Origin of the sequence: Gardnerella sp. DNF01180P, from assembly GCF_049244205.1 — a bacterium.
Taxonomy (GTDB): Bacteria; Actinomycetota; Actinomycetes; order Actinomycetales; family Bifidobacteriaceae; genus Bifidobacterium; species Bifidobacterium swidsinskii.
This window is the reverse complement of sequence record NZ_CP058386.1, coordinates 534,879-558,268: the sequence shown is the minus strand read 5'-3', so window position 1 is coordinate 558,268 and position 23,390 is coordinate 534,879. Positions and strand designations below refer to the sequence as shown.

Genomic DNA, 23,390 nt, shown 5'->3' with positions numbered 1-23,390 from the left:
CACAAAAGAAACTTGCCATAAGATACTACTATCTTATGGCAAGAACAATAAGTCGTAAACTTACAAAGTTTTCAATTTCAACAAATTGAAAACTTTGAAGTACTTATATTTAATAATGCACATACTCGTAATCGCCTGGATTATAAATAGTTTCATAAGCAGGGAATGTCGAAAAACCAGTTCCACCTTCAGAAATAAGAACTGATCCATCAGCATTCACACGTTCCACAACCGCAACATGTCCATATTGCCAATCAGCATTCCAGTTGCCGACGCGTTGACCGCGAGCAAACACCATAACAGCACCAACATGTGGAATTCTATTAACTAAATATCCAAACCTACGACCAGTATTCGCCCACTCAGCACCATTACCCATGTAGGAGCCAACTGGCAGACCAAGTTGCGAACGACGCAAATAAGCCCATAACGTGCATTGACGAGCAGGATAAGCAGAACCACCAACAGTGTTTCCAGTATTATGCCCGTAGCAGAACTTAGAACCTTCTGCGCAATTTCCAGGAACAGTATAATTCATACCATTAGCAGCACCATTAGAAAGTTGCATCGGAGGAAGGTAAACATTCTTTCCAGAGCTTCCATTCAATTGCTGGCGATTACCAGCATTCGGATCAGCTTTAGCGAATGACTTATTAGCAAGAGCACGCGCTTGAGCATCGATGGCAGATTTCATTGCTATAATTTCTGCAGCCTCACGCGCAGACTGAGAAGTCAAACTACTCTTTTGACCTTCCAGCTGCTTACGAATCTCTTCACCATGATCTCGCAAACTTTGCAAGGACTTTTTGCGATCATTGGCGGCTTTCGCAGCGATTTGAGCACTTTGCGCTTGAACATCCGCCTGCTGCTTTAACTTGGTTATTTCTGCTTCAATAGCAGCCAAACGCTGACGACGATTCATAGAAGTATTCAACTTAATAGCAGCATCATTAGCAGCATTTGCTTCACTTCTAGCAACAGCAGCCTCGGATTGTAACTTTCCAACAAACTGTTCTGTAGTAGTTGATTTAGTCACAATATCCATAACATTAGATGCCTGAGAACCATGGAAACTCTTACGAGCAAGCTGTGCTACAGCAGCCTTAGCATCATCAAAATCTTCACCAGTTTTTTTAATTTTCTCTTCCAAATCACGCTTATCTTTTTGTGCAGACTCTAGACGCTGCTGCGTTGATTCTACAAGACTGCGCGCCTGAGAAGCTTGCTCTTCTGCTTGTTGAGCAGCTCGTATTTGATTTGGAATTTTATGCTCATTTAAATCATTCAATTCAATGATCTTATTTGCAAGTTGTTTACTTACACCAGCAAGTTGGTGCTTCAAATTCTCGTTTCGTTGTATTTTGCGCCTATATTCCTTCATGTTGACAGCACTTGCTGTAGACGCATTAAATAATGCACCAGCAACACCAGCAAACATCATTGAAATAGCAACTATTAAACTCACTACAGTGTGAGTGCGTCGAATTGCATACATGCTATGTCGATCTTCGCTCATATCACTTCCCTTTCAACATCACTATTGCGAATTATACCGTAATGCAAGGAATCACGCGAGTTTCTACTTCAAATCTTCTAAAATATTACTTTCACAATGCTCATGCGAAAATAACGCAAATAATTACGCACCTATTATTTTGCATTTTAAGCTTTTAAGTATCGCCTCAAAGCAATAGCAGAAGCAACTATAGATAACACTACTGCACCAGCTACAAGTATTGGAACGCATAGCCACACAGTTGTTTGAGTAACAAATGGCATCCAACGCACATTCTGCGCAAGCCAATCAGTTACAAAAACTTTAACTACTAAACTTAGCGCAGCACCAGCAAGTAAAGAACCCACAAACGACGCGAACGCTCCTTCAAGAAGAAACGGCATACGAATAGTCCAGTTAGAGGCACCAACTAAGCGCATAATTTCGGTTTCTTGACGACGGCTAGCAGCAGACATTCGAATCGTAGTGCCAGTAAGCATAATCGCTACAACAACCATAACTGCTGCAAGCACAATTGTCACAACAGTAGCGCGATTAAGCACACTGAAAACAGGATCAAAAATCTGACGCTGATCAACAACTTCTTCCACACCATCGCGTCCAGAAAGAACTTCTGAGACAACCTGATATTTCATAGGATTAGTAAGCTTCAAGCGCAACGAATCTTGCATGTCTGCCGCAGTTAAAGTACGTCCTTGATACATTCCGTTAGGATATTGCTTTAAGAATGTGTTTTTATAAAATTCATTGCGGCTAACATAAGTGATATTTGAAACATCATCGCCTAATTCTTGGTGAATAATATGCTCCAATTTTACAATTTCGGCATTAGTAGGTGCTTTTCCAGAAGCACAAGAAGGAGATTGGCTAGTTCCATCCGGGCACAGCCAGGCAACCACTTCTACTTTGTCATACCAGTCGCCTTTTGCCTTGGTAATCTGCGCTTGCATAAGCACTGAAACACCAATAAAAAGGAAAGAGATGAACGTTACAAGCATAACCGAAAGAATCATCGAAACATTACGACGCAAACTAATGCAAGTTTCGGAAAAAATAAATCGTAAACGCATTACTCTGCTCCTTCAGTTTTATTAATGTCATTATTGCTATCGTCAACACTAATGTTCTCATTATTAGTATTTTCAGCTGCAACAGGTGGCTTAGGCGGAGCTGGAGGCATAGGAGGAAGCTGAGATTTACGCTCAGATTCAGCATCGGATTGTAACTTACTTTCTGCTTCTGACTGCAACTCATCGCCGGTTTCGGATTGTGATTCTTCGCTCACTTCAGAGTTTTCAGTAGTTTCGTGAGATTCGTGAGATTCATTAGTTTCTGCAGTTTCGTGATTATCAGCAGTCTCAGTAGTCTCAGTAGTATTAGCAGTTTCTGCAGTTTCAGAATTTCCGGCAACTTCAGAGGATTCTTTATTATCTTCCGAAATCTCAACTTCTGAATCATTCTCTTCAACATCTTCATTATCGTTTGAAGAAATCAATCCTCGTCCCCAAGTCATCGTTGTTTCCAAAGACTGGAACACTTCGCCGTAACGACCAGTTCTGCCAGAATGAACAGACTGAGCCAAACGTGCAATTCCTTCATTTTCTGAAGTGTCACTCTTCAACGATTGCGTTACCATGTCAACAACTTCACGCGCCTGAGCAGCACGTTGAGCTTTTTTAGAAAGCCTCTTATGACGTTCAGTATGCTCAGATTGAGTAATTGATTTTTGAACATCGCGATCTGATTGATCTTGAGAATTTTCAACAGTTTGTTGTGCTTTAGAATTATGCTCAACTTCACTATCTGGGAAATACAATGCAGAATCATATGATCCTTCACGCTCATCACGCACAATTTTTCCAGCATGAAGCTCCACAACTCGCTTACGCATTGAGTTCACAATTTCCTCATTATGCGTAGCCATAACAATCGTTGTGCCAGTTCGATTAATAGCATCCAAAACTTCCATAATTCCAAGAGAAGTAGTTGGATCCAAATTACCAGTAGGCTCATCTGCAAGAATAATTTGAGGGTGATTGACGTATGCGCGAGCAATTGCAACTCGCTGCGCCTCACCACCAGAAAGCTCGTGTGGGTAATTATTTTCTTTACCAGTCAAACCAACCGTTTCAAGAACACGAGGAACAAGTGAACGAATCGTAGACCGACTCGTGCCAATCACTTCCAAAGCAAAAGCAACATTTTGGTAAACTGTTTTATTATTAAGCAGCTTATAATCTTGGAAAATAAAGCCAAGAGATCTACGATACTGCGGCACTTGTCGGTTAGAAAGTCTGCGCAAATCGTTACCAGCTACGTGAATTTCCCCACCATTTGCTTCTTCTTCACGAAGCAGCAAACTAAGCAATGTAGTTTTACCAGAACCGGAAGCGCCAACAAGAAACACAAAATCTCCGCGATCTACATGCAAAGACACATCGTCTAATGCAGGACGTGTACCTCGAGGATATATTTTTGACACATGATCTAATGAAATCAGCGACATTGTTTCAATTCCTTCCGAAGATTATGTGTAATTATTGGTTTTTAGTTCTAGCTTTAGTTTTATTTAAGATTCTGCTTCAGCTTCTTTTTGAGCTGCAACTCGCTGCTCGTGACGCCAACGAATGCCAGCTTCAATAAAACCGTCAATATCGCCGTCAAAAACAGCTTGAGTTTGTGAAGTTTCGTAACCAGTGCGCAAATCCTTCACCATCTGATAAGGGTGAAGCACGTAAGAGCGCATTTGATCTCCCCAACTTGCCTTAATATCTCCAGCAAGTTCCTTCTTTTTTGCAGCTTCCTCAGCATGCTTAAGCACAAGCAAACGCGATTGTAAAACAGCCATTGCAGCTGCGCGGTTTTGAATCTGGCTGCGCTCATCTTGCATAGAAACAACTAAGCCGGTTGGCAAATGCGTAATACGAACAGCAGAATACGTAGTGTTCACGCCCTGACCTCCTGGCCCTGAAGCCTGGAAAGTATCCACGCGAATATCCGAATCTGGAATATCAATATGATCTGTAGCTTCAACCAAAGGGATTACTTCCACTGCGCTAAAGCCTGTCTGTCGACGGCCTTGATTATCGAATGGCGAAATACGAACCATTCTGTGAGTGCCGCCTTCTACAGAAAGACGACCATACGCGTACGGGGCATCCACTTGGAAAGTAGCAGATTTAATACCAGCTTCTTCCGCATAAGACGTGTCCATCATCTTAGTTTTGTAACCGTTTCGCTCAGCCCAGCGCAAGTACATACGAAGAAGCATTTGAGCAAAATCAGCAGCATCCACGCCGCCCGCACCAGAGCGAATCGTAACAACTGCAGAACGAGCATCATATTCGCCGTCAAGAAGAGTCTGAACCTCCATATCGTCCAACTCGTGAGCAATAGAGCCAAGCTCATCTTGAGCCTCGCTCATAGAATCAGCATCGCCTTCTTCTTGGCCAAGCTCAATTAAAGTCTTAGTATCTTCAATGCGCTGATCTACAGCTTGCAAACGCTTCAACTGAGACTGAGCCGCGGAAAGCTTACTCGTAACCTGCTGAGCATGCTCCGAATCATCCCAAAGCCCAGGCTCAGCAGCCTGCTTTTCTAAATCAGCAATCGTAACTTTCAACGAATCAACGTCTAGTGCTTTAGAAATCGAAGAATACTTTGCTTCAACATCATTTAATGCTTGGGAAAAATCAAATTCCGCCATTTACTTAAAGTACCTCTTTACATACCTGTTTTACGCAATTACTATTCGCAAAATACTTACAAAATCAACTATTTATAAGTTTAGCGCACGGTCAAAATCTCAGGACCGTTTTCCGTAATTGCAATCGTGTGCTCGCTGTGAGCACCGCGAGAACCATCAGCAGAGCGAAGAGTCCAACCATCCTTAGGATCCTGGTAAATTTCGTCAGTAGTCTTTAAGAACCATGGCTCAATTGCAATAACTAAACCTGGGCGAAGCTTGTAGCCATGGTGAGCAGTGCCATCGTTAGGAACATGCGGATCGCCGTGCATAATATGACCGACTCCGTGACCGCCAAACTCAAGATTTACGCTATAACCATACTCGTGAGCAACGCAACCAACAGCTGCAGAAATATCGCCAAGACGGTTGCCAGGCTGAGCCATGTTAATGCCAGCCTCCAAAGCTTCCTCAGTGCACTTAATCAAGCGCAAATCCTCAGGATCTGCATGCTTTCCAACAACGAAACTAATAGCGGAATCTCCAACCCATCCGTCAACGTTAATTGCCAAGTCAAGAGTTAATAAATCACCATCTTTAAGGTTGTAATCGTATGGAACTCCGTGAAGAACAGCATCGTTTACAGACGTGCAAATATAGTGCGCAAAAGGACCTGTACCAAAATCAGGAGCGTAATCAACATAGCAAGAAGACGCACCTTTGCGACTCATAATACGCTGGCGAACGAAATCATCAATCTCAAGAAGATTCGTGCCAACTTTGGTCATTGCTTTCAAGTCTTTAAGAATACTACCGACGAAGCGACCTGCAGGCTTCATCGCTTCAATTTCAGATGGAGTTTTAAGTTCAATCATGCTTCAAGACTAACGCGCAGGCACGAAAATAAAGCAAAATATAGCGAAAATACTAACCAATAGTGTCGCTTAATACTTGTAAGCTAATCACATGTCTAACAACAATAATAATAGTAATAATAAGGAATCGCAGAAGGAAATTTCTGCTGTAGATTTTGACCCAGCCTCCTTCTCGTCGGTTATTCGTCCACAAGACGACTTGTTCCGTTACATAAACGGTCCTTGGATTGACACTTACACTCTCCCAGAAGACAAACCAATGTATGGTGCTTTCCACAAGCTTGCAGAAGATGCAGAAAAGCAAATTCGAGATATTTTAGAAAACGAAAATTGCCCAGCCAAAAAGTCGCAAACCTTATACCGTAACTATTTGGATACCGCATCTATTGAAAAAGCTGGAATTACGCCAATTAAGGGCGATTTAGACGCTGTGGATTCAGCAGAAACTAAGGAAGATTTGGTTCGCACTATTGGCGCGCTTAATCCGTACGGCGGTCCAGATGCAATGTTTTATTTTGGCGTTTACGGAGACCCTAAAGATCCTAAGACGAATATTATGCATATTGAGCAATCGGGATTGGGCTTGCCAGACGAAGCATACTATCGCGAAGATAACTACGCTCCAATTCGCACTGAATATGTAAAAATGGTAGCTTCTTTGCTGCGCTTAGCAGGCTACGGAGACGCAACTACTACACAAGCGCAAGCCGAGCGTTTCTTGAATGTTGAAACTAAAATAGCGAGCTACCATTGGGATAACGTAGCAACTCGCGATTCTCAAAAAACTTATAATCCTTGCAATTATGCCGATTTAGCAAAAACTCTTGAAGCGCTTAATCTCGACGCTTTCTTAGACGCTACTCAAAAAGCGTACGATAATTGCGAAGAAGCAACAAATCAGCCAATCAACCTTCGTGAAGCTTTTAACAAAGTTGTAGTTCACGAGCCAAGCTTTATGGAAGGTTTGAATAAGATTTGGCAAGAAGCCGACTTAGAAGATTTAAAGCTTTGGACGCGCGTGCACGTGATTTTGCGCTGGGCAAGCTTACTTAGTGAAGATTTTGCACAAGCGCGATTCGACTTCTACGGCAAGGTGCTTTCTGGTGCCACAAAGCAGCGCGACCGCTGGAAGCGAGCAGTTGGAGTTGTTGACGATGCCTGCGGCGAGGAAGTTGGACGCGAATACGTGCGATTGCATTTCCCTGAGTCTTCTAAGGAATATATGCAAGGCTTAGTTGACAATCTTATTAACGCTTACCGCGAGTCGATTTCTCACAGCAGCTGGCTTGGTGAGGAAACTAAAGCGAAGGCTTTGGAAAAGATTAGTAAATTTGAGCCAAATATTGGTTACACAAACCATTGGGTTGACTACTCTGCGCTAAATATTAAGGAAGACGCTGACTTAGTTGATAATATGCGCGAAGTTTATCGATTTGGCTTTGGTAAAAATACTGCAAAAGCCGGAAATCCTGTGGATCGCGAAGAATGGCAGATGACTCCGCAAACTGTGAACGCTTACTACGATCCTCTGCTGAACGTAATCGTGTTCCCTGCTGCTATTTTGCAACCGCCATTCTTTAACCCAAGCGCTCCAGACGCAGCAAATTACGGTGCTATTGGTGCCGTGATTGGTCATGAAATCGGCCACGGTTTTGACGATCAGGGTTGCGAATACGACGGCGACGGCGTGCTTAACAATTGGTGGACTGAAGAAGACAAAGCTAACTTTGCTGAGCGCACTAAGAAGCTTATTGAACAATACAATGCTTTTACACCAACGCAGCTTATCGTTAAGTACTCTCACTTGAAGAGCAAAGAAGAGCGCAATGCGATGCCTCACGTAAACGGTGCTTTAACAATCGGCGAGAATATTGGCGATTTAAGCGGCGTAACTATTGCGCTTAAAGCATACGCTTTCGCTTTGCAAAAGAGCGAAGGACATGAAATTGACGGAAGTGAAGATGCGATTCGCGAAACTTTGTTGAACGCTCCTGAAGTAGATGGTTTCACTGCTTTGCAGCGATTCTTCTTAAGCTACGCGTTAGTATGGCGTTCCAAGGCTCGTAATGAAATTGCGGAACAGCTGCTTCAAATCGACCCGCACTCCCCAGCCGAATGCCGCACTAACGGCATTGCTCGTAACGTAGACTTGTTCTACGATGCTTTCGACGTTAAAGAAGGCGACGAAATGTGGCTCGACCCTGCTGAGCGCGTACACATTTGGTAAGTTGCGAATAAATCGCAAATAAGTCGCTATAAGTCAAAAATAAGTCAAAAATAGAAGCCTGCAGACGCTTAATAAACGTTTGCAGGCTTATTATTTTCTATTTTTATTAATATTTTTAGTAATATTATTGTTTATCTTTTGAATTATCAGAAGATTTTTCACTTCCGCAAGTTTTGCTACGCGCAATATGCTTCACGTGCAAACTATTTTTAGAAATCATTCTTCGTCTTAAGAAAATCCAAGCTACCACTGCAATTGCGCACAAAACAAGCACGCTTAAAATCGCAGAAATAATCACAATAAATTTATACGTTGAAGCATTTTTCTTCATAGCTTTCGCTAACTTTTTATGATGCTTATGCTTCAAATGCTTCTTTTTAGCCAAAGCTTTTTTCTTCTTAGCTTCCTCGTCTTTACGCTTCTGCTCTTCCTTCTTCTTTCGCTCCTCTTCAGCACGCTTTTTTGCTCTTCGGGAGATTCTGGGCCAATCTTGCCATCCAGATAATCAATATCACCGTTATATTCCGACAGTGTCAACGCTCCAACAACACCATAAGGGCCGCCCGAAGCCTCTCCGTAACCGAAAGAAATATTGCTAGGATTCAAAATCTGATACAAATGACCATTATCTTCGTTAAAACTTCCGCCGGTTGCGCGCAAAGCCGACTCTTCATCTTGAATCCACAATTGCATAGAACCAGCAAGATCCACACCCCAACTTAAATTTTCACCCCACGCTTTTCGGCCAGTGTAATCAGGCTCGCTCACACCATCTGGGCCCAAATGGCCAAACTGCCCATGCTGGCGGTTTCTTGCGCGCGACGGAAAGCATCCTCTTCATTTGCAGAATCGTACTGAATATTATTAACATACGCTTCTTTAGTAAGACCGTAGCGGCTCACGTAATCTTGCAAAGGAACGCCATTAAAATACGTGCTGCGATCATCGTAAAGCCTAGATCTTGCGCTTCGAATAGAAGAAAGAACGTAACGCGCTACATTACTTGACTGAATAAAAGCTGCAGAAGAAGCAAAATTAGTTGTTTGAATTATTGGATTCTGATGATACTTATGATGATATTCGCGATTATACGCCTGATGATACGCCTTAGAATGTTCTAAAGTAAAATCAGCAAAATTTTGCGATATTGCACACGCAGCTAGGCATACAGCCGAAATAACAAGGATACTAACCCAACTTATGCGCATATTAGATTTATGCTTTGCATATTGCTGATTATTTTCCACCATAAATATCTTCTTCACTGCATTCAATATTTTCAATACGTTTGCTCAATACTACCCTGCAATGAGGAATGATTACGTATGCACAGTTAATTGTTGAGCTTTTACTAAATATTTTGCTGTAGTCAAGAGATCAATTACATTGTGGATAAAACCTAGGTTTTAACCACAATAGAAAAGTTTGCTGGCAAAGTTGTTGCGCAAAGTTCATAGTTGTTATTACTGCGGCATTTCCTCGTGGCTGCGAAGCTCAGAGGCAATGATGGCTCTGTATTTCGGGGCTGAAATGGCTGCAGTCCATTTGTGAAAGGACTATGAAATATGGCACAACAACAGTCGACCGTGACTATTAGTGGATACGTAGGCGCTGAGCCTGTAAACTTTGGGCGAAGTGAAAATTCTCCGGCTTGTTCGCTACGAATCGCGAGCACGCAATCATATTACCGCAACGACGAACAGCAATGGCATGAGCGTCCAACTACTTGGATGACTGTGAAAGCGTATAGGACTTTGGCTTCAAACGTGCTAAAAAGCGTTCATAAAGGCGATGCAATCGTTGTATATGGCAATTTGAGTACAGAAAGCTGGACAAAAGATGGAAACGATTATAATCGCGTAATTTTGGAAGCTTCTGCTATTGGGCACGATTTAAATCGCGGAACTACGCAATTTACAAAGCGAAACGCTGATTCCGCTAAAAATGATCATACGAAAGACAGCAATCAGTCACAAAACGAGAAAATAGAACGTACTGACTCTCACTCAGACAGCACGGACGACGAATATGGAGGTGATGCTGATATCTAAAGAAAGTAAATAATACTTCACGCACCACGATAAACAATAATGCCGCCAAGAATAGTAGTATTCCTGGCGGCAAATTTCACAAATTTAATATCTATTTATAATTTTCTTTTTATCTATTTTATTTACAACAATATTAGCTATTGAACAAATGATAATTGCTATCGCAAGTATGACATAAAGATAGTAACTAATTCCATATGTGTAACTTTTCGAAGGAATAACACCACGACTTACCATATCATAATTCATAATAAGCGAAGCACCAAGCATAAGGAATGCAAAGACAATATTACCAATAGGCTTATTCAATAGAGTAAATAAGACAATAAAAAGTATAGAAACAGCCAGTATACTAATAAGAACTAAATCAATCATTACATCAGTGCGCGCAAAGATCATTTTTTTGGGATTATTCACTATATACAAATAAAACCGAAAATATTTTATCATAGACAAATCAATCATATCTCTATATTTCATATTCAATGCACCAATGGCAATTGCATCAGGATTACTAAGTATAAATTGTTTTTGCTCATTAGTAGAAGTTGCATACGGCAACCACAAACCTAATAAACCAATCAAGATAAAAATAAAATTAACAATTTGTGGAATTTTGAACTTTTTCATATATATCACTCCCTATTCAAAATTTTAATATTTATTTCTAATATGTAAGATTTCTCTATCTATACAAATTAAATTTATAGTTAAGAAATAGTAGAAACTAGAACACAGTGGTAACTAATTTCTACTATTTCTTATTACAAAACAGCAATGAGAAACACTGATACTATTTATGCTACTTCAGCTAGTTTCTTTGTGACTCTAGCTTGAACAGCAAGATAATATGACAACTCTGCATTGTTGAGATTATTGCTCTTCCAACTTTGGAATTTATCCGTCATATCAGCATATTTCTGCATATAATCTGCATATTCCGAGATAAGTTCAGCATCACTTGAATTAGCTTTATACTTTTTCATGAATTCAACATACTCATTCATAGTTGATTCATAGCTATCCATAGCTGCCTTAAAATCACTACGCAAACCATTAGCAGATTTAGCATCATTTTGCTGCGGTTTAGCAGACTTAGATTCTGCGCTATTTGATGAATCTTTTGAATTAGTTGACTTCTTATTATCATTACTACCAGAATTATTATCTGGAGCTGAAAGCATTATATTCATTACGCTATTCCCCTCATAGGATAGCGAAAGATCCCACCCTGCATCATTCTTAGCAGAATACCTGTTCTTTGAATTGTCGTATCCAACCTTGAAACCTCTATCAGCACAAGCCTTCACATAATTATTGTAATCTTCTCTACTTGTATTACCAACATACACATTCAGATTATCGTCACTGTCTGAAATGAAATTACCAATAGTAGACTTTGGAACAGGCAATTGACTAGCAGCTTTGCTAGAAGGCCATACAATAGACGACATTTCCATCGGCTTATTAAGATGAATACTCAATTCTTTACTTGACTCATAATAGGTCAAATCTAATTTATAACCTTTATTATTGTAGGCTTTATATTCTGAGGAATCAGATTCCGCATCAATTGTAAAACCCTTTTTCGTCTTACAATCTACAGTATAATCGTTATATTGTTTAGCAGAAATGTCTTTAATATCAACATCAAGCTCATCTGCAGAATTAATAATGACATCACCTTTATCAGAAGGAGGCTTGGGCAACTGAGCACTCAAAACCATCTCATCCCAATTAATAGTTTTATCTCTATGCATAGCAATATTAGCAATTGAAATGATAGCTGCAATTACAAGTAAATAAAACCACCATCTTCGATAAATCGGTTTTTTACGCTTCTGATAAGCTGCTACATTACCCGGATAAGATGGAAATGCATAATTTTGCGTATAAGATGTAGGGGGGGGTAGCAGAGTTCGTTTGTGCCGCAGTAGGAAGTAACTCTATTTTATGAGTTTCGAAATTCATTCCACATTGCTTGCATACTGTACCATAACATTCTGCACCACAATTACTGCATTTCATTATTTTCATCCTTTCAATCTGGGTATAACATTATAATATAACTACTTTTGCATGGAAAACTGATATAGCTACATTACTTCATCTTCAACAGCTTACATTCTATTCTTGTAAAACTCTTATAACTGTAGAAAAAAAATAATGTAATCAAGCATACTAATACCGAACTCAATCATGAAGTTTTCCATACTTGCAATATTTAAGAAAAATATAATACGAAAAAAGTTTTTCTTAATTGTAATTCTTACAAAACTGGCACTTTCACAATATACAATGTAAGTTTTAGATACGCTCGCGGACACAATAACATAATCATATGAAAATCTACTTTTGTACATAAAACATATACAAAAAACGTGGGATATACAAAGATACACCCACGTTTTTCGTAAAAGCAGATAGCAAATTTTTTAAGACAATGAATTAAGCTAAGAGCTCACTGACGCGCTCTACAATGCGAGCCGCTGCCTCGTCAACTGGGACTGCTTCAACATTTGAGCCGTTACGATCGCGGATTTCAATCGTACCGTTGTTCACGGTATCGCGACCTGCTACAGCAATCAGCGGTACGCCAACAAGCTCAGCATCCTTAAACTTTACGCCTGGAGAAACCTTTGGACGGTCGTCAAAGATTACTTCGATTCCCTGCTTACTAAGCTCTTCAACAACCTTTTCAGCAGCGTCGAAAGCAACTTGATCTTTGCCTGTTGCAACAACATGAACTTGAGCTGGAGCAATTGCCATAGGCCATGCGAGACCAGCGTCGTCGTGATGTGTTTCTGCCAAGCATGCGATCACGCGGCTAACGCCAATACCGTAGCAACCCATCCAAACTGGCACAGCTTTACCATTTTCGTTAAGAACGCTTAAGCCCAAAGCCTTAGAATACTTTAAGCCAAGCTGGAACACCTGGCCGATTTCCACACCGCGTTCGAAGCTCAACGGACCGGAACCATCTGGGCTCATATCGCCATCGCGAACCTGGGCTGCTTCAACAACACCGTCCGCCTCAAAATCGCGGCCGTAAACAGCGTTGTAAACGTGCTTTCCGTCTTCGTCAGCTCCTGTAATCCAAGCACTTCCCTTTGCAACGTGAGCATCCATCAAGTAGCGAACAGGATTTTCAATACCCCTACCCTCTTTGCGAGCTTGAGGACCTAATACGCTAAAGCCAATGTAGCCCTTAACAAACTCAGGATGAGACTTCAAATCATCCTCAGTTGCTTCTTCGATTTCTGCAGGAGCAAACTGAGCTTCAAGACGCTTCATATCTACTTGGCGATCCCCTGGAATACCAATCGCCACGATTTCGCGCCATGGCTCCTCATGCTCGCCGCCTTCAGCATCTGCCGGATGCTTAACAGCAATAATCAAGTTCTTCAAAGTGTCGTCTGCTTGCCATTCGCGACCATCTTTACGCGAATGCAAGTCGTTAGAAACCTTAACCAAAGCTTCAATCGTCTTAGCGTCTGGAGTTTCGAGAGATTGCGCTGCAGGAGTTGCCGAATAATCAACATCTTGCATTTCTGGAGTGGTAAGAGCCTCAACATTCCAAGCTTTTCCTGAAGGTGCGAGCGCAAAAGTATCTTCACCAATTGGCATTGGAGCCAAGAACTCTTCGGAATCAGAGCCACCCATTGGGCCGGAAACAGCGTGAACAATCACGTATTTAATGCCCAAACGGTCGAAAATTCGAGCGTAAGCAGCGCGCTCCTCAACGTAAGCAGATTTCAAACCATCTTCGTCAATCGAGAACGAATAAGCATCCTGCATAATAAACTCGCGACCGCGAATAAGACCAGCGCGCGGACGGAACTCGTCGCGATACTTCGTTTGAATCTGATACAAAGTAACTGGTAAATCCTTGTAAGAAGAATACATATCCTTAACGAGAAGCGTGAAAACTTCTTCGTGCGTTGGAGCAAGAAGATAGTCAGCTTGGTGGCGATCCTTAAGACGGAAGATATTGTCGCCATATTCTTCCCAACGGTTGGTAGCCTCGTAAGGCTCACGCGGAAGAAGTGCCGGGAAGTGAACTTCCTGCGCACCGATACCGTTGATTTCGTCGCGAATAATCGCCTGAACCTTGTTTAAAACCTTAAGTCCTAGCGGAAGCCAAGTCCACACACCTGGAGCAGATTTACGAATATAGCCTGCGCGCTGCATAAGTTTTGCGGAAGTCACGTCCGCGTCTGCAGGATCCTCGCGCAGCGTACGAAGGAATAGCTGAGACATACGAAGTACATTGGAATTCATGCGTTCCAATCTATTTGCGCATGAGGACATAAACACTTGTTTACACGCATCAACAAAAGTAATACTCGATTAAATCATAACGTGCAAAAATATAACAAAGCAACCAAAACGACTCAGCCGCGAGTAGTTTATGCCGTGCACAAGGCAAAAGCTTATAGAATATTAAAACTCGTCGTCGAAAGAAAATTCGTCCGTAACGCCATCACCGGCATTTTCAAAAAGACTAAACTCCTGCTGATCCGCAAAATCACCATCTGCTTTTTTAGCAACAAACGCGGAAGCCCCATCGCTAGCAAGCAGCTCACTTGCGCACCTTGACGCCTCACGCAAAGATCCGTCTAGCAGTACAGCATCCGCCGAAACGCTAAACGCGCAATCGTTAATACCTTCCAAATAAAGACCGCCCAGATTTTCCACGCGAGAAAGCGCAACATATCCCATTCCAGGAGCGAAAGTTCTACGCAAATCCATTACCGCACTATCGAGAGTCATACCTTGCGACTTATGAATCGTAATTCCCCACGCGCAACGAAGCGGCACTTGATTTACGCTAGCAAGTACAGTCTCACCGTCCGTCATTTCCCACGCTGCAGGCTTAAGCGTCACAATATTGCCGTTTTCAAACTCAACAATCGGCCAGCCGCCCTTAGATTCAGGCGCAAAACGCAACACACGCCCAACAGAGCCATTTACGTACTGCTTTTCCTGATCGTTTCGCAACGCCATCACAGCAGCTCCGGCCTTCAAAACTAAACGCTCCGGAGCAAGCATATTCTTTTTTAAGCGATCAACAAGATTTTTAGGCCCGGCTTCCGTTGCAACGAATTCGTGAGGCTCAGCATTAATTTCCGCAAGCTGCATATTATTTAAGCCATCTGCTTGCGAGTTCGTTGGGAAAAGATGTACTGCAACTTCGTCATCTTGCGGATACTCACCAAGGCGGCTAGCAAGCACTTGCTTATCGTCGTCACTCACGAGACCGCTACGAATATCCGTCAAAACTTCTAGCAACTTGCCGTCGTCTTGACGATGTTGCTCAGTTAAGTAACACACAACAGGTTTCAAAGCGTCCCATGCAAACGATTCCGTAATATAGCCTTCCGGATTTTTTCCAGCTGCAGTATACTTTTCGCGCGACGAAATAAACTCCGAGCTCGGCTCGAACACGTCACGATTTCGCATAGAAGTGCTAACAGGCGGCAATTGGAAGAAGTCGCCCGAAATAACTACTTGAAGCCCGCCGAAAGGAGCGGGATTTTTGCGCACCTTCCGGCAAACTTCATCAACCATGTCAAAAAGCCACGCGTGAATCATGGAAACTTCGTCCAACACGAGCACGTCCGTGGCTTTTATGCGCTTTCCTCGCCTAGCTCTAATGGTTTTAAGAAGCGTATCCGTAAGCGCGTTTGAAACTCCAACTCCACTCCACGAGTGAATGGTTTGACCGTTTAAGTGCGTTGCCGCAATACCGGTAGAGGCAGTTACAGCAACGCTTAAACCGTTCTTTCGCATTGCGCGAATAGCTTCGTTTAATACGTAGGTTTTACCTGCACCCGGAGCGCCGGTAATGAACGCGCTCGCGCCAGCGTTGATTATGGTTAAGGCTTCGGATTGCTTCATTGGCAGTACCTTTTATTGCGTTTAGTAGTCGCGCTTTATTTAATAGTAGCGTTGTGTTTAGTAGTCGCGCTTTTCTGCGGAATTTACGTCTTCTAGCGCCTCTCCGCGACGCTCATAGTCACGAAGCAAGCTCGTGCTTTCAATGTGTTGCGCACCGGCTTTTGCTTGAGACTCGCTTGGGCCTGGAGCTGGAACGAACATCATATCGCGGTAGTAACGAAGCTCGTCAATCGACTCAATAATATCCGCGAGCGCACGGTGACCGCCATGTTTTGCCGGCTTATTGCGGTAAACGTCCGGGTAAAGCCTGCGCGAAATTTCCTTCAACGTGCTTACGTCTATTACACGATAGTGCAGATTTGCCATTAAATCTGGCATGTAACGGTCGAGGAACTTTTTGTCGGAACCGACGGAGTTTCCAGCAAGATGAGCTTTTCCGCGAGCCGGCAGGAAGCGTTTTACGTATTCAACTACCTGCTTTTGCGCTTCTTCCAAAGGCAAACCGTTTTTATTCCACTCGTCAACAAGTCCAGAAGAAGTGTGCATATTGCGCACAAAATCGTTCATATGAGCCACAGCAGCGTCGCTTGGCTTAATCACTAAATCAATTCCGTCGTCCAAAACTTTCAGATTAAAATCAGTTGGAACTACAGATACTTCGCATAATTCGTCATGGAAAATATCGAGTCCAGTCATCTCGCAATCAATCCAAATTAAGCGCGACTCTTCCGGCGTAAACGTAAGATCTTCCTTAGCTTCAGCCATTTTCGTTCCTTTCCTAATATTTTTTCGAACCCATCAGCCTACATCTTCGTACCGACGAGACGCGTATTAAAAACGACGAAAAGCAGGCAAGTTGTAGATAACTTGCTTAACTTTTCGTCGTTTAATGCAAAATTACTTGCGATTTATACGCGACTTATACGCGATTTAATCGCGCAACTTACGCACCACGCGACTTAGTTGTGGAAACCGCTGTAGTTTGGTGCTTCTGCAGTCATCACAATATCGTGAGGATGAGATTCGCGAAGGCCAGCATCAGTAATGCGAATAAAGCGGCCGCGCTCTTGCATTTCCTTAATATTGTGCGCACCAACGTAGAACATTGACTGGTGTAAGCCGCCGAGAAGCTGGTAAAGCACAGCGTTAAGCGGACCGCGATATGGAACTTCGCCTTCAACGCCTTCTGGAACCACCTTGTCGGAGCTGGTAACGTCTGCCTGGAAGTAACGATCCTTCGAATAAGACTTCTTACCGCGAGGAGCCATTGCACCAAGCGAGCCCATGCCGCGGTAAAGCTTGTACTGCTTGCCGTGAAGAAGAACCTTCTCGCCTGGAGCTTCCTCACATCCAGCCAAAGTGCCGCCGAGCATAACAGTGTCCGCGCCTGCAACCAAAGCCTTAGCAATATCGCCGGAATAGTGAATACCACCGTCTGCAATGCATGGAATTCCAGCAGCCTTGCAAGCCTGAGCCGCATCGTAAACTGCGGTAAGCTGAGGCACGCCAACGCCTGCAACAACACGCGTAGTGCAAATAGAGCCTGGACCAACGCCAACCTTTACAGCGTCAACGCCAGCGTCAATCATAGCCTGTGCGCCTTGGCGAGTTGCAATATTTCCGCCAATAATTTGCACGCCGTCGAAAGCCTTATCTGCCTTAATGCGACGAATCATGTCGAGAGCCAAGCGAGCCTCGCCGTTTGCGGTATCGACCACAAGCACGTCAACTCCAGCTTCCATAAGAGCGCACGCACGCTGCCAAGCATCACCCAAGAAGCCAATGCCAGCAGCAACGCGCAAGCGACCCTGATCATCCTTAGTAGCATCCGGATACTGTTCAGTCTTCACAAAGTCCTTAACAGTAATCAAGCCTGTAAGCTTACCTTCAGCATCAACCAAAGGCAACTTTTCAATCTTGTTATCCGCAAGCAAGCGGTGAGCATCTTCCTTAGAAATATTTGAAGGACCGGTGACGAGATTTTCGCGCGTCATCACGTCCTTAACTTTCAAGCGATCGTAGTCTTCGGAAGCAATGAAACGCATATCGCGGTTGGTAATAATACCAACTAAACGATTTTCGCTATCCACTACCGGAAGACCAGAAATATGGAAACGCCCGCACAATTTATCTAAATCGGCGAGCGTAGCATCTGGGTGAACAGTAAGCGGGTCGGTAATCATACCGGATTCACTGCGCTTAACAATATCAACCTGCGCAGCTTGATCATCAATAGAAAGATTGCGGTGAAGTACTCCAATGCCACCGTTACGCGCCATGGCAATAGCCATATCGGACTCGGTAACAGTATCCATAGCTGCCGAAATAGTCGGCACTTTCATGGTAATTTCGCGAGTCAGACGAGTGGAAGTATCCACTTCGGACGGAATAACATCAGTTTCATTTGGAAGCAAAAGGACATCGTCATAAGCGAGACCGAGCTTCTCGAAAATTGGTGGAACAGGAGCATACACGGATTCCGTGTTCATATCAGTTGTAGCCATAGGGTTACTATACGTTTTTGCTATGACGTTTGCCGAAACGCACCCTCCAAACGCGGGCGCGACGACATGCTTGAGCGCAGCACAGCGCGCGCGAAAGCAATTCGGAGCGGAAACTCGCTCAAGTTGGAAGTCCAGTGGACTTCCAACGCGAGTTTCGTAGCGAGCGCTTATAGCACGAGCGTACTCGCACGTTTTGAGCGCCACGCCACATTAAGAAAAACAAAATTAAGCAGTTGTTACGAATTGCGAAGTTCGGGCAGGCGACAACGCAAGTACGGCATCATTGTGAGCACAGTAAGTAGCGCAGCAGCAAGAATCATTCCAACAAGCACATACACAGCTTTAAAGAACAAAATCATAATAGAGCCAAACGCAATTAGCGCAGCCCATCCCCACAAAATCAGCACAGCACCCTGCACAGAATGCCCAATGCGCAGCATGCGATGATGCAAGTGCATGCGATCCGGATGCATTGGCGACTGCCCTTTAGCAACACGCCTAAAAATAGCCAAGCACATGTCAAGAACCGGCAAAAACAGCACAAGAATCGGCAACAAAATCGGCATAAATACAGGCAAATAAATACTCGTATGAACGGCGGAAGGATCCAAATGGCCGGTCATAATAATCGACGCGCAAGTAATTAAGTAGCCGATTAACATGGAGCCTGAGTCACCCATAAAAAGTTTTGCTGGATGCCAATTGTGCATAATAAATCCAACGCACATACCTACCATTGCAACGTCAATAAGAGTTGCCATTGAAGCGTAGGATGGCGACGTGCGCGCAAGCATGTATGAGTATGTTGCGAAGGCAATGCCGCCGATTGCAACGATTCCAGAAGCCAGTCCGTCCAGCCCATCTACAAAATTTACTGCATTAATTGAAGCAACGATTAGTATTGCAGTTATTGCGATTGACACGCTTGGAGATGCCGTTACGAGCGATCCTAGCGGCAAAGTTACGATTTGCAACCCTCCCCACGCTACAAAAACAGCTATAAGCAGCTGACCGGCAAGCTTTAGCATCCAATCTAGATCCCAAATGTCGTCGCATACCCCAAGCAGGCATATCATAACGGCTCCTGCTAGTACAACCCACGGCTGGTGCGTTCCTGCAAAAAGCCCGGAAATAAATGGCATAGAACTAGCGAAAGCCATCGCAACTGCGAAACCAAAAAGCATACCTACACCACCCATACGTGGCGTTGGAATAGTATGCACATCGCGCGCGCGAACTTTGCCAACAGCACCCATACGGATTGCAAGGTGACGAACAAGCGGCATAATAAGCCACGTAGCACCGCCTGCAATTGCTGCAATAAACAGGTATACCCTCATGAATGCGTCCTTTGCTATGCGATTACTTCGTTGGTTTTAGCAGCGTTTGCTAAATTTTCGCTTGCTTATTTTGATTGTAGCGATTTGTTAGTACCAGAAATTTAGTACCAGAAATAAGTTAATAAACTTACTCACTTAACGCATTACGAATTTCACTCTCCGAAATCACACCTTCGCGCAAAATCACAATACCGTCTTTATCGCTTGAATTCGCGCCAACTACCGTGCTTGCCACGTGCGAGCAAGTCGGGCCTGCGTTCAAATACAGCGGAATTTCGTTGCCGAAAGCTGCAAATGCTTCTTCTACACTGTCTGCACTTTCGTTACCGCTGCGATTCGCGCTAGAAGCAGCCAGTGGACCGGTGACTCGCAAAATTTGCATTAATTCAGGGCAATCCGGCACGCGCACGCCTTGAGTTGCTTGAGTTTTCGCATCGTTTTGAGCATCAGTTTCATTCGTTTTGCACAGCGTTGCAAGATTTGAAGCAACTGAATCCTTCTTCGCACGCGCAATCGGAGAATATCCGCCCGGAAGGAACTTTTTACCTAGAATATCCAGCGGAGAAGGCAAATAAAGCCCAAGTTTTTCTAAATCTTCCACTCCACTCATTAAAATTTGCAGCGCCTTTGTGCGCGGTCTGCGCTTAAGCTCGTAAATTTTTGCAACAGCAGCTTCATTGAATGGATCGCAAGCAACGCCGTACACGGTGTCAGTCGGCACTACGATTACGCCGCCTTCGTTAATAATTTGCGCTGCCATTTGCAGGGATTCTTCGTTGATATTGCAAATTTTGCTCATTTTTGCCTCTTTTATTGCTTATTTTGCTTATTTTGCTTATTTTATTCTGTTTGAGTCAAGTTTTATTTTTGATTAAAATTTTACTTTTCCGCAAAAGTGTACCGCGGTCTGCCAGTTAAGTCGTTTCCAACGCGCGCACGCAAAAAACCTACGCTTTCCGCATACTTTTTAAGCGCATCCCCTTGCGAAATATCGTGCTCCATAACCATCGCTCCCCCAGACTTAAGCAGCGCAAAAGCCGCACGCATAATCTGCTCCGGAATAAGCAAGCCGTCCGCAGAACCGCCATAAAGCGCAAGCGGAGGATCATACTCTCGCACTTCAACCTGTTCTGGCACTTGACTTTCCGGCACGTAAGGCGGATTCGTTATTACTAAATCTACTTTGCCACAAATTGCGTGAAGTTCCGGCGTGCAATCCGAAATATGCGATTTGGTTGCGTCTGCAAGCACGGCATGATAGCGACTGAAAATCTGAATATTTTCCCACTTTTTTGCAGCTTCTTCGAAATTTTTTTGCAAATATTGGAAAGCTTCAGGAGATTTTTCTACAGCCCATACTTGCGCGTCTGCAACTTCCGCCGCAATCGACAATCCAATTGCGCCCGATCCGGCGCATAAATCGACTACCGTCGGCTTGCTAATACCAGACTCTCTAAGCCAATCCAATCCAGCTTCAACAACAATTTCCGTTTCCGGCCGCGGCACAAAAACGCCCTTACCAACTTGCAAATCCAAGTAGCGAAAAGGCGCGCGACCAACAATATGCTGCAACGGCTCACGAGAAGCACGCCTAGATACAAAATCGCTATATTTACTAGCATAATCTTGCGAAAAATCGGTTAAATCGCCAAGTATTAGCGCCTTGTTCAGCTCAGCTAAGCTTACGCCGCAAGCATGAGCCAGCAGCAAGCGTGCATCATATTCTGCTGACTCCACGCCTGCAGAATCAAGCTTTTTAACAGCATCGCGCAAAACTCGCAAAAGTTCTTGCATTTTAAGAATTGCTTGGTTATTTCAGTAATTTTACTTGACTTACTTGGCTTGCGCTAAGCGGTCAGCTTCATCCGCCTGAATATCACTGTCGATAACAGGCTGCAAATCGCCGTCAAGAACCTGATCAAGATTGTAAGCCTTGTAATTCGTGCGATGATCCACAATACGATTTTCTGGGAAATTGTACGTGCGGATTCGCTCAGAGCGGTCGAGCGAACGCACCTGTGAGTGGCGCATATCCGCCGCTTCTGCTGCCTCCTGCTCGTGCTTCATAGCGAGCAAACGAGACTTTAACACGCGAAGGGCTGCCGCACGGTTTTGAATCTGCGACTTTTCGTCTTGCATGCTAACAACAATTCCGGTTGGAATATGTGTCATGCGAACCGCAGAATAAGTAGTGTTCACGGACTGCCCACCAGGGCCGGAGCTCATGAAAATGTCGATCTTCAAATCTTTTGGATCGATTTCGATTTCGTCGTCATCTTCGTCTGCTTCTGGGAACACGATTACGCCAGCTGCGGAAGTTTGAATACGTCCCTGCGATTCCGTAACTGGGATTCGCTGCACGCGATGCACTCCGCCCTCATACTTCATGCTTGCCCACACGCCATCTTCTGGAGCAGGCGTACCTTTTGCTCGAATCGCAAGCTGCACGTCTTTTACGCCGCCAAGTTCCGTTGAATTTTCGCTTTGGATTACGGTAGTCCAGCCGCGCTTTTCCGCGTAACGCATGTACATACGCAATAAATCGCCAGCAAACAAAGCCGCTTCTTCGCCGCCTGTGCCAGCTTTAATTTCCATAATCATATCGCGCGCATCATCCGGATCCCTAGGAATTAATGCAGTGCGAAGCTTTTCTTTTGCTGCTGGAATCTGCTCTTCTAAGCGCTTAGCTTCTTCAGCGAAATCTGGATCGTCGCTTGCCATTTCGTTTGCGGCTTCAAAGTCGTCGCAAAGCTGTTTGTAATTTAGGTAAGCGTTTACGATTGATCCAAGTTCTGCGTGCCTACGACCAAGCTTACGAATAGCGTCCGGATTTGACGCAACTTCCGGGCTTCCCATACGACTTTCAATATCGCGATACTCTTCTAACGCGGTAACTGCTGCCGGGAATTGTTCCTCTACTGACTCAGCCATCATATTCCTTTGTAGTCACGCTTAACGCGGATTGTAAATCAAAAATTTAAATGTTAAATATTAAACACACATGTTTAGCACATAAAACGCCAGCCCCGATTCCGCGAGTTACACGAAAGCAGGGCTGGCATCACAAAAGCTACTTAGTCTTCTTACCGTAGCGCTTCTCGAAGCGAGCCACGCGACCGCCGGTGTCGAGAATCTTCTGCTTGCCGGTATAGAATGGGTGGCACTTTGAGCACACGTCAACCGTCATGTGATCGCCATCAGCGGTAGAACGAGTTACGAAAGTGCTTCCGCAAGAGCAGGTAACCTGCACTGCGTGATAGTCGGGATGAATACCCTGCTTCATAATGTCTC

Annotated in this window: 21 protein-coding genes; 2 read left to right on the top strand and 19 right to left on the bottom strand. The window is 43.9% G+C overall.

What is annotated here, in order from left to right; genetic code table 11:
* Positions 1–109 precede the first annotated feature (109 nt).
* From HXT40_RS02070 to map, 5 genes are all read right to left on the bottom strand, one after another.
* The gene (locus tag HXT40_RS02070; RefSeq protein ID WP_012914380.1) at positions 110–1,516 is read right to left on the bottom strand and encodes a CHAP domain-containing protein; all 1,407 of its coding nucleotides are present in this window, start codon (positions 1,514–1,516) and stop codon (positions 110–112) included.
* Between the two features lie 146 nt (positions 1,517–1,662).
* A complete protein-coding gene (gene ftsX, locus HXT40_RS02065) occupies positions 1,663–2,586 on the bottom strand; it encodes a permease-like cell division protein FtsX (RefSeq protein ID WP_076002972.1) in 924 nt (307 codons plus the stop codon).
* Positions 2,586–4,022 carry a cell division ATP-binding protein FtsE gene (gene ftsE / locus HXT40_RS02060; protein WP_421777299.1) on the bottom strand — a complete coding sequence of 479 codons (1,437 nt, stop codon included), beginning with the start codon at positions 4,020–4,022 and terminating at the stop codon, positions 2,586–2,588. Before ftsE ends, ftsX begins: the two co-directional genes overlap by 1 nt.
* A 63-nt stretch (positions 4,023–4,085) precedes the next feature.
* Positions 4,086–5,222, bottom strand: a complete 1,137-nt coding sequence (prfB, locus tag HXT40_RS02055) for a peptide chain release factor 2 (protein WP_076002974.1) — start codon at positions 5,220–5,222, stop codon at positions 4,086–4,088.
* Positions 5,223–5,302: 80 nt separating this feature from the next.
* Positions 5,303–6,076, bottom strand: coding sequence for a type I methionyl aminopeptidase (gene map, locus HXT40_RS02050; protein ID WP_004108441.1), 774 nt, complete (start codon positions 6,074–6,076; stop codon positions 5,303–5,305).
* 91 nt (positions 6,077–6,167) lie between these two features.
* On the opposite strand from map, the gene HXT40_RS02045 reads away from it, so the two are divergent.
* Positions 6,168–8,303 carry a M13 family metallopeptidase gene (locus HXT40_RS02045; protein WP_410310326.1) on the top strand — a complete coding sequence of 712 codons (2,136 nt, stop codon included), beginning with the start codon at positions 6,168–6,170 and terminating at the stop codon, positions 8,301–8,303.
* A 124-nt stretch (positions 8,304–8,427) separates the two neighbouring features.
* Here the strand turns inward: HXT40_RS02045 and HXT40_RS02040 are convergent, their stop codons facing one another.
* Genes HXT40_RS02040 through HXT40_RS02030 form a run of 3 tightly spaced genes read right to left on the bottom strand, consistent with a single transcriptional unit; the run spans position 8,428 to position 9,553 of the window.
* On the bottom strand, positions 8,428–8,688 hold the full coding sequence (locus HXT40_RS02040; RefSeq protein ID WP_240318922.1) for a hypothetical protein: 261 nt from the start codon (positions 8,686–8,688) through the stop codon (positions 8,428–8,430).
* On the bottom strand, positions 8,667–9,086 hold the full coding sequence (locus HXT40_RS02035; RefSeq protein WP_240318921.1) for a hypothetical protein: 420 nt from the start codon (positions 9,084–9,086) through the stop codon (positions 8,667–8,669). Before HXT40_RS02035 ends, HXT40_RS02040 begins: the two co-directional genes overlap by 22 nt.
* The gene (locus HXT40_RS02030; RefSeq protein WP_410310325.1) at positions 9,068–9,553 is read right to left on the bottom strand and encodes a hypothetical protein; all 486 of its coding nucleotides are present in this window, start codon (positions 9,551–9,553) and stop codon (positions 9,068–9,070) included. The genes HXT40_RS02035 and HXT40_RS02030 overlap by 19 nt, the downstream gene beginning before the upstream one ends.
* A 315-nt stretch (positions 9,554–9,868) precedes the next feature.
* Between HXT40_RS02030 and HXT40_RS02025 the strand changes: the two genes are divergently transcribed.
* Positions 9,869–10,354 carry a single-stranded DNA-binding protein gene (locus HXT40_RS02025; RefSeq protein ID WP_415697850.1) on the top strand — a complete coding sequence of 162 codons (486 nt, stop codon included), beginning with the start codon at positions 9,869–9,871 and terminating at the stop codon, positions 10,352–10,354.
* Between the two features lie 84 nt (positions 10,355–10,438).
* Here the strand turns inward: HXT40_RS02025 and HXT40_RS02020 are convergent, their stop codons facing one another.
* The 11 genes from HXT40_RS02020 to rpmE all read right to left on the bottom strand — a co-directional run bounded on the left by HXT40_RS02020 (position 10,439) and on the right by rpmE (position 23,382).
* Entirely contained in the window at positions 10,439–10,984 is a 546-nt protein-coding gene (locus HXT40_RS02020) for a hypothetical protein (RefSeq protein ID WP_012914386.1), read from the bottom strand.
* Positions 10,985–11,151: 167 nt separating this feature from the next.
* Positions 11,152–12,114 (bottom strand): DUF6591 domain-containing protein, encoded by a 963-nt coding sequence (locus HXT40_RS02015; RefSeq protein WP_421777298.1) that lies wholly within the window; start codon positions 12,112–12,114, stop codon positions 11,152–11,154.
* Between the two features lie 688 nt (positions 12,115–12,802).
* Positions 12,803–14,635, bottom strand: coding sequence for a proline--tRNA ligase (locus tag HXT40_RS02010; RefSeq protein ID WP_116773685.1), 1,833 nt, complete (start codon positions 14,633–14,635; stop codon positions 12,803–12,805).
* Between the two features lie 162 nt (positions 14,636–14,797).
* Complete coding sequence (locus HXT40_RS02005) at positions 14,798–16,255, bottom strand: ATP-dependent DNA helicase (RefSeq protein WP_285089280.1); 1,458 nt, start codon at positions 16,253–16,255, stop codon at positions 14,798–14,800.
* 57 nt (positions 16,256–16,312) lie between these two features.
* Entirely contained in the window at positions 16,313–17,020 is a 708-nt protein-coding gene (gene orn, locus HXT40_RS02000; RefSeq protein WP_004107431.1) for an oligoribonuclease, read from the bottom strand.
* Between the two features lie 194 nt (positions 17,021–17,214).
* Positions 17,215–18,759, bottom strand: coding sequence for an IMP dehydrogenase (gene guaB, locus HXT40_RS01995; RefSeq protein ID WP_004108463.1), 1,545 nt, complete (start codon positions 18,757–18,759; stop codon positions 17,215–17,217).
* A 236-nt stretch (positions 18,760–18,995) separates the two neighbouring features.
* The gene (locus HXT40_RS01990) at positions 18,996–20,099 is read right to left on the bottom strand and encodes an MraY family glycosyltransferase (protein WP_004108465.1); all 1,104 of its coding nucleotides are present in this window, start codon (positions 20,097–20,099) and stop codon (positions 18,996–18,998) included.
* Between the two features lie 127 nt (positions 20,100–20,226).
* Positions 20,227–20,898 (bottom strand): L-threonylcarbamoyladenylate synthase, encoded by a 672-nt coding sequence (locus HXT40_RS01985; RefSeq protein ID WP_116994645.1) that lies wholly within the window; start codon positions 20,896–20,898, stop codon positions 20,227–20,229.
* Between the two features lie 80 nt (positions 20,899–20,978).
* Complete coding sequence (gene prmC, locus HXT40_RS01980) at positions 20,979–21,893, bottom strand: peptide chain release factor N(5)-glutamine methyltransferase (protein ID WP_116994644.1); 915 nt, start codon at positions 21,891–21,893, stop codon at positions 20,979–20,981.
* A gap of 39 nt (positions 21,894–21,932) precedes the next feature.
* Positions 21,933–23,030, bottom strand: coding sequence for a peptide chain release factor 1 (gene prfA / locus HXT40_RS01975; protein ID WP_012914392.1), 1,098 nt, complete (start codon positions 23,028–23,030; stop codon positions 21,933–21,935).
* A 139-nt stretch (positions 23,031–23,169) separates the two neighbouring features.
* A complete protein-coding gene (rpmE, locus tag HXT40_RS01970; RefSeq protein WP_004118797.1) occupies positions 23,170–23,382 on the bottom strand; it encodes a 50S ribosomal protein L31 in 213 nt (70 codons plus the stop codon).
* Positions 23,383–23,390 lie beyond the last annotated feature (8 nt).

What these genes read in the sequence shown, in the direction of transcription:
- HXT40_RS02070 (WP_012914380.1), bottom strand. Translation starts at nt 1,516, where the DNA reads ATGAGCGAAGATCGACATAGCATGTATGCAATTCGACGCACTCACACT.
- ftsX (WP_076002972.1), bottom strand. Translation starts at nt 2,586, where the DNA reads ATGCGTTTACGATTTATTTTTTCCGAAACTTGCATTAGTTTGCGTCGT.
- ftsE (WP_421777299.1), bottom strand. Translation starts at nt 4,022, where the DNA reads ATGTCGCTGATTTCATTAGATCATGTGTCAAAAATATATCCTCGAGGT.
- prfB (WP_076002974.1), bottom strand. Translation starts at nt 5,222, where the DNA reads ATGGCGGAATTTGATTTTTCCCAAGCATTAAATGATGTTGAAGCAAAG.
- map (WP_004108441.1), bottom strand. Translation starts at nt 6,076, where the DNA reads ATGATTGAACTTAAAACTCCATCTGAAATTGAAGCGATGAAGCCTGCA.
- HXT40_RS02045 (WP_410310326.1), top strand. Translation starts at nt 6,168, where the DNA reads ATGTCTAACAACAATAATAATAGTAATAATAAGGAATCGCAGAAGGAA.
- HXT40_RS02030 (WP_410310325.1), bottom strand. Translation starts at nt 9,553, where the DNA reads ATGGTGGAAAATAATCAGCAATATGCAAAGCATAAATCTAATATGCGC.
- HXT40_RS02025 (WP_415697850.1), top strand. Translation starts at nt 9,869, where the DNA reads ATGGCACAACAACAGTCGACCGTGACTATTAGTGGATACGTAGGCGCT.
- HXT40_RS02020 (WP_012914386.1), bottom strand. Translation starts at nt 10,984, where the DNA reads ATGAAAAAGTTCAAAATTCCACAAATTGTTAATTTTATTTTTATCTTG.
- HXT40_RS02015 (WP_421777298.1), bottom strand. Translation starts at nt 12,114, where the DNA reads ATGCATAGAGATAAAACTATTAATTGGGATGAGATGGTTTTGAGTGCT.
- HXT40_RS02010 (WP_116773685.1), bottom strand. Translation starts at nt 14,635, where the DNA reads ATGAATTCCAATGTACTTCGTATGTCTCAGCTATTCCTTCGTACGCTG.
- HXT40_RS02005 (WP_285089280.1), bottom strand. Translation starts at nt 16,255, where the DNA reads ATGAAGCAATCCGAAGCCTTAACCATAATCAACGCTGGCGCGAGCGCG.
- orn (WP_004107431.1), bottom strand. Translation starts at nt 17,020, where the DNA reads ATGGCTGAAGCTAAGGAAGATCTTACGTTTACGCCGGAAGAGTCGCGC.
- guaB (WP_004108463.1), bottom strand. Translation starts at nt 18,759, where the DNA reads ATGGCTACAACTGATATGAACACGGAATCCGTGTATGCTCCTGTTCCA.
- HXT40_RS01990 (WP_004108465.1), bottom strand. Translation starts at nt 20,099, where the DNA reads ATGAGGGTATACCTGTTTATTGCAGCAATTGCAGGCGGTGCTACGTGG.
- HXT40_RS01985 (WP_116994645.1), bottom strand. Translation starts at nt 20,898, where the DNA reads ATGAGCAAAATTTGCAATATCAACGAAGAATCCCTGCAAATGGCAGCG.
- prmC (WP_116994644.1), bottom strand. Translation starts at nt 21,893, where the DNA reads ATGCAAGAACTTTTGCGAGTTTTGCGCGATGCTGTTAAAAAGCTTGAT.
- prfA (WP_012914392.1), bottom strand. Translation starts at nt 23,030, where the DNA reads ATGGCTGAGTCAGTAGAGGAACAATTCCCGGCAGCAGTTACCGCGTTA.
- rpmE (WP_004118797.1), bottom strand. Translation starts at nt 23,382, where the DNA reads ATGAAGCAGGGTATTCATCCCGACTATCACGCAGTGCAGGTTACCTGC.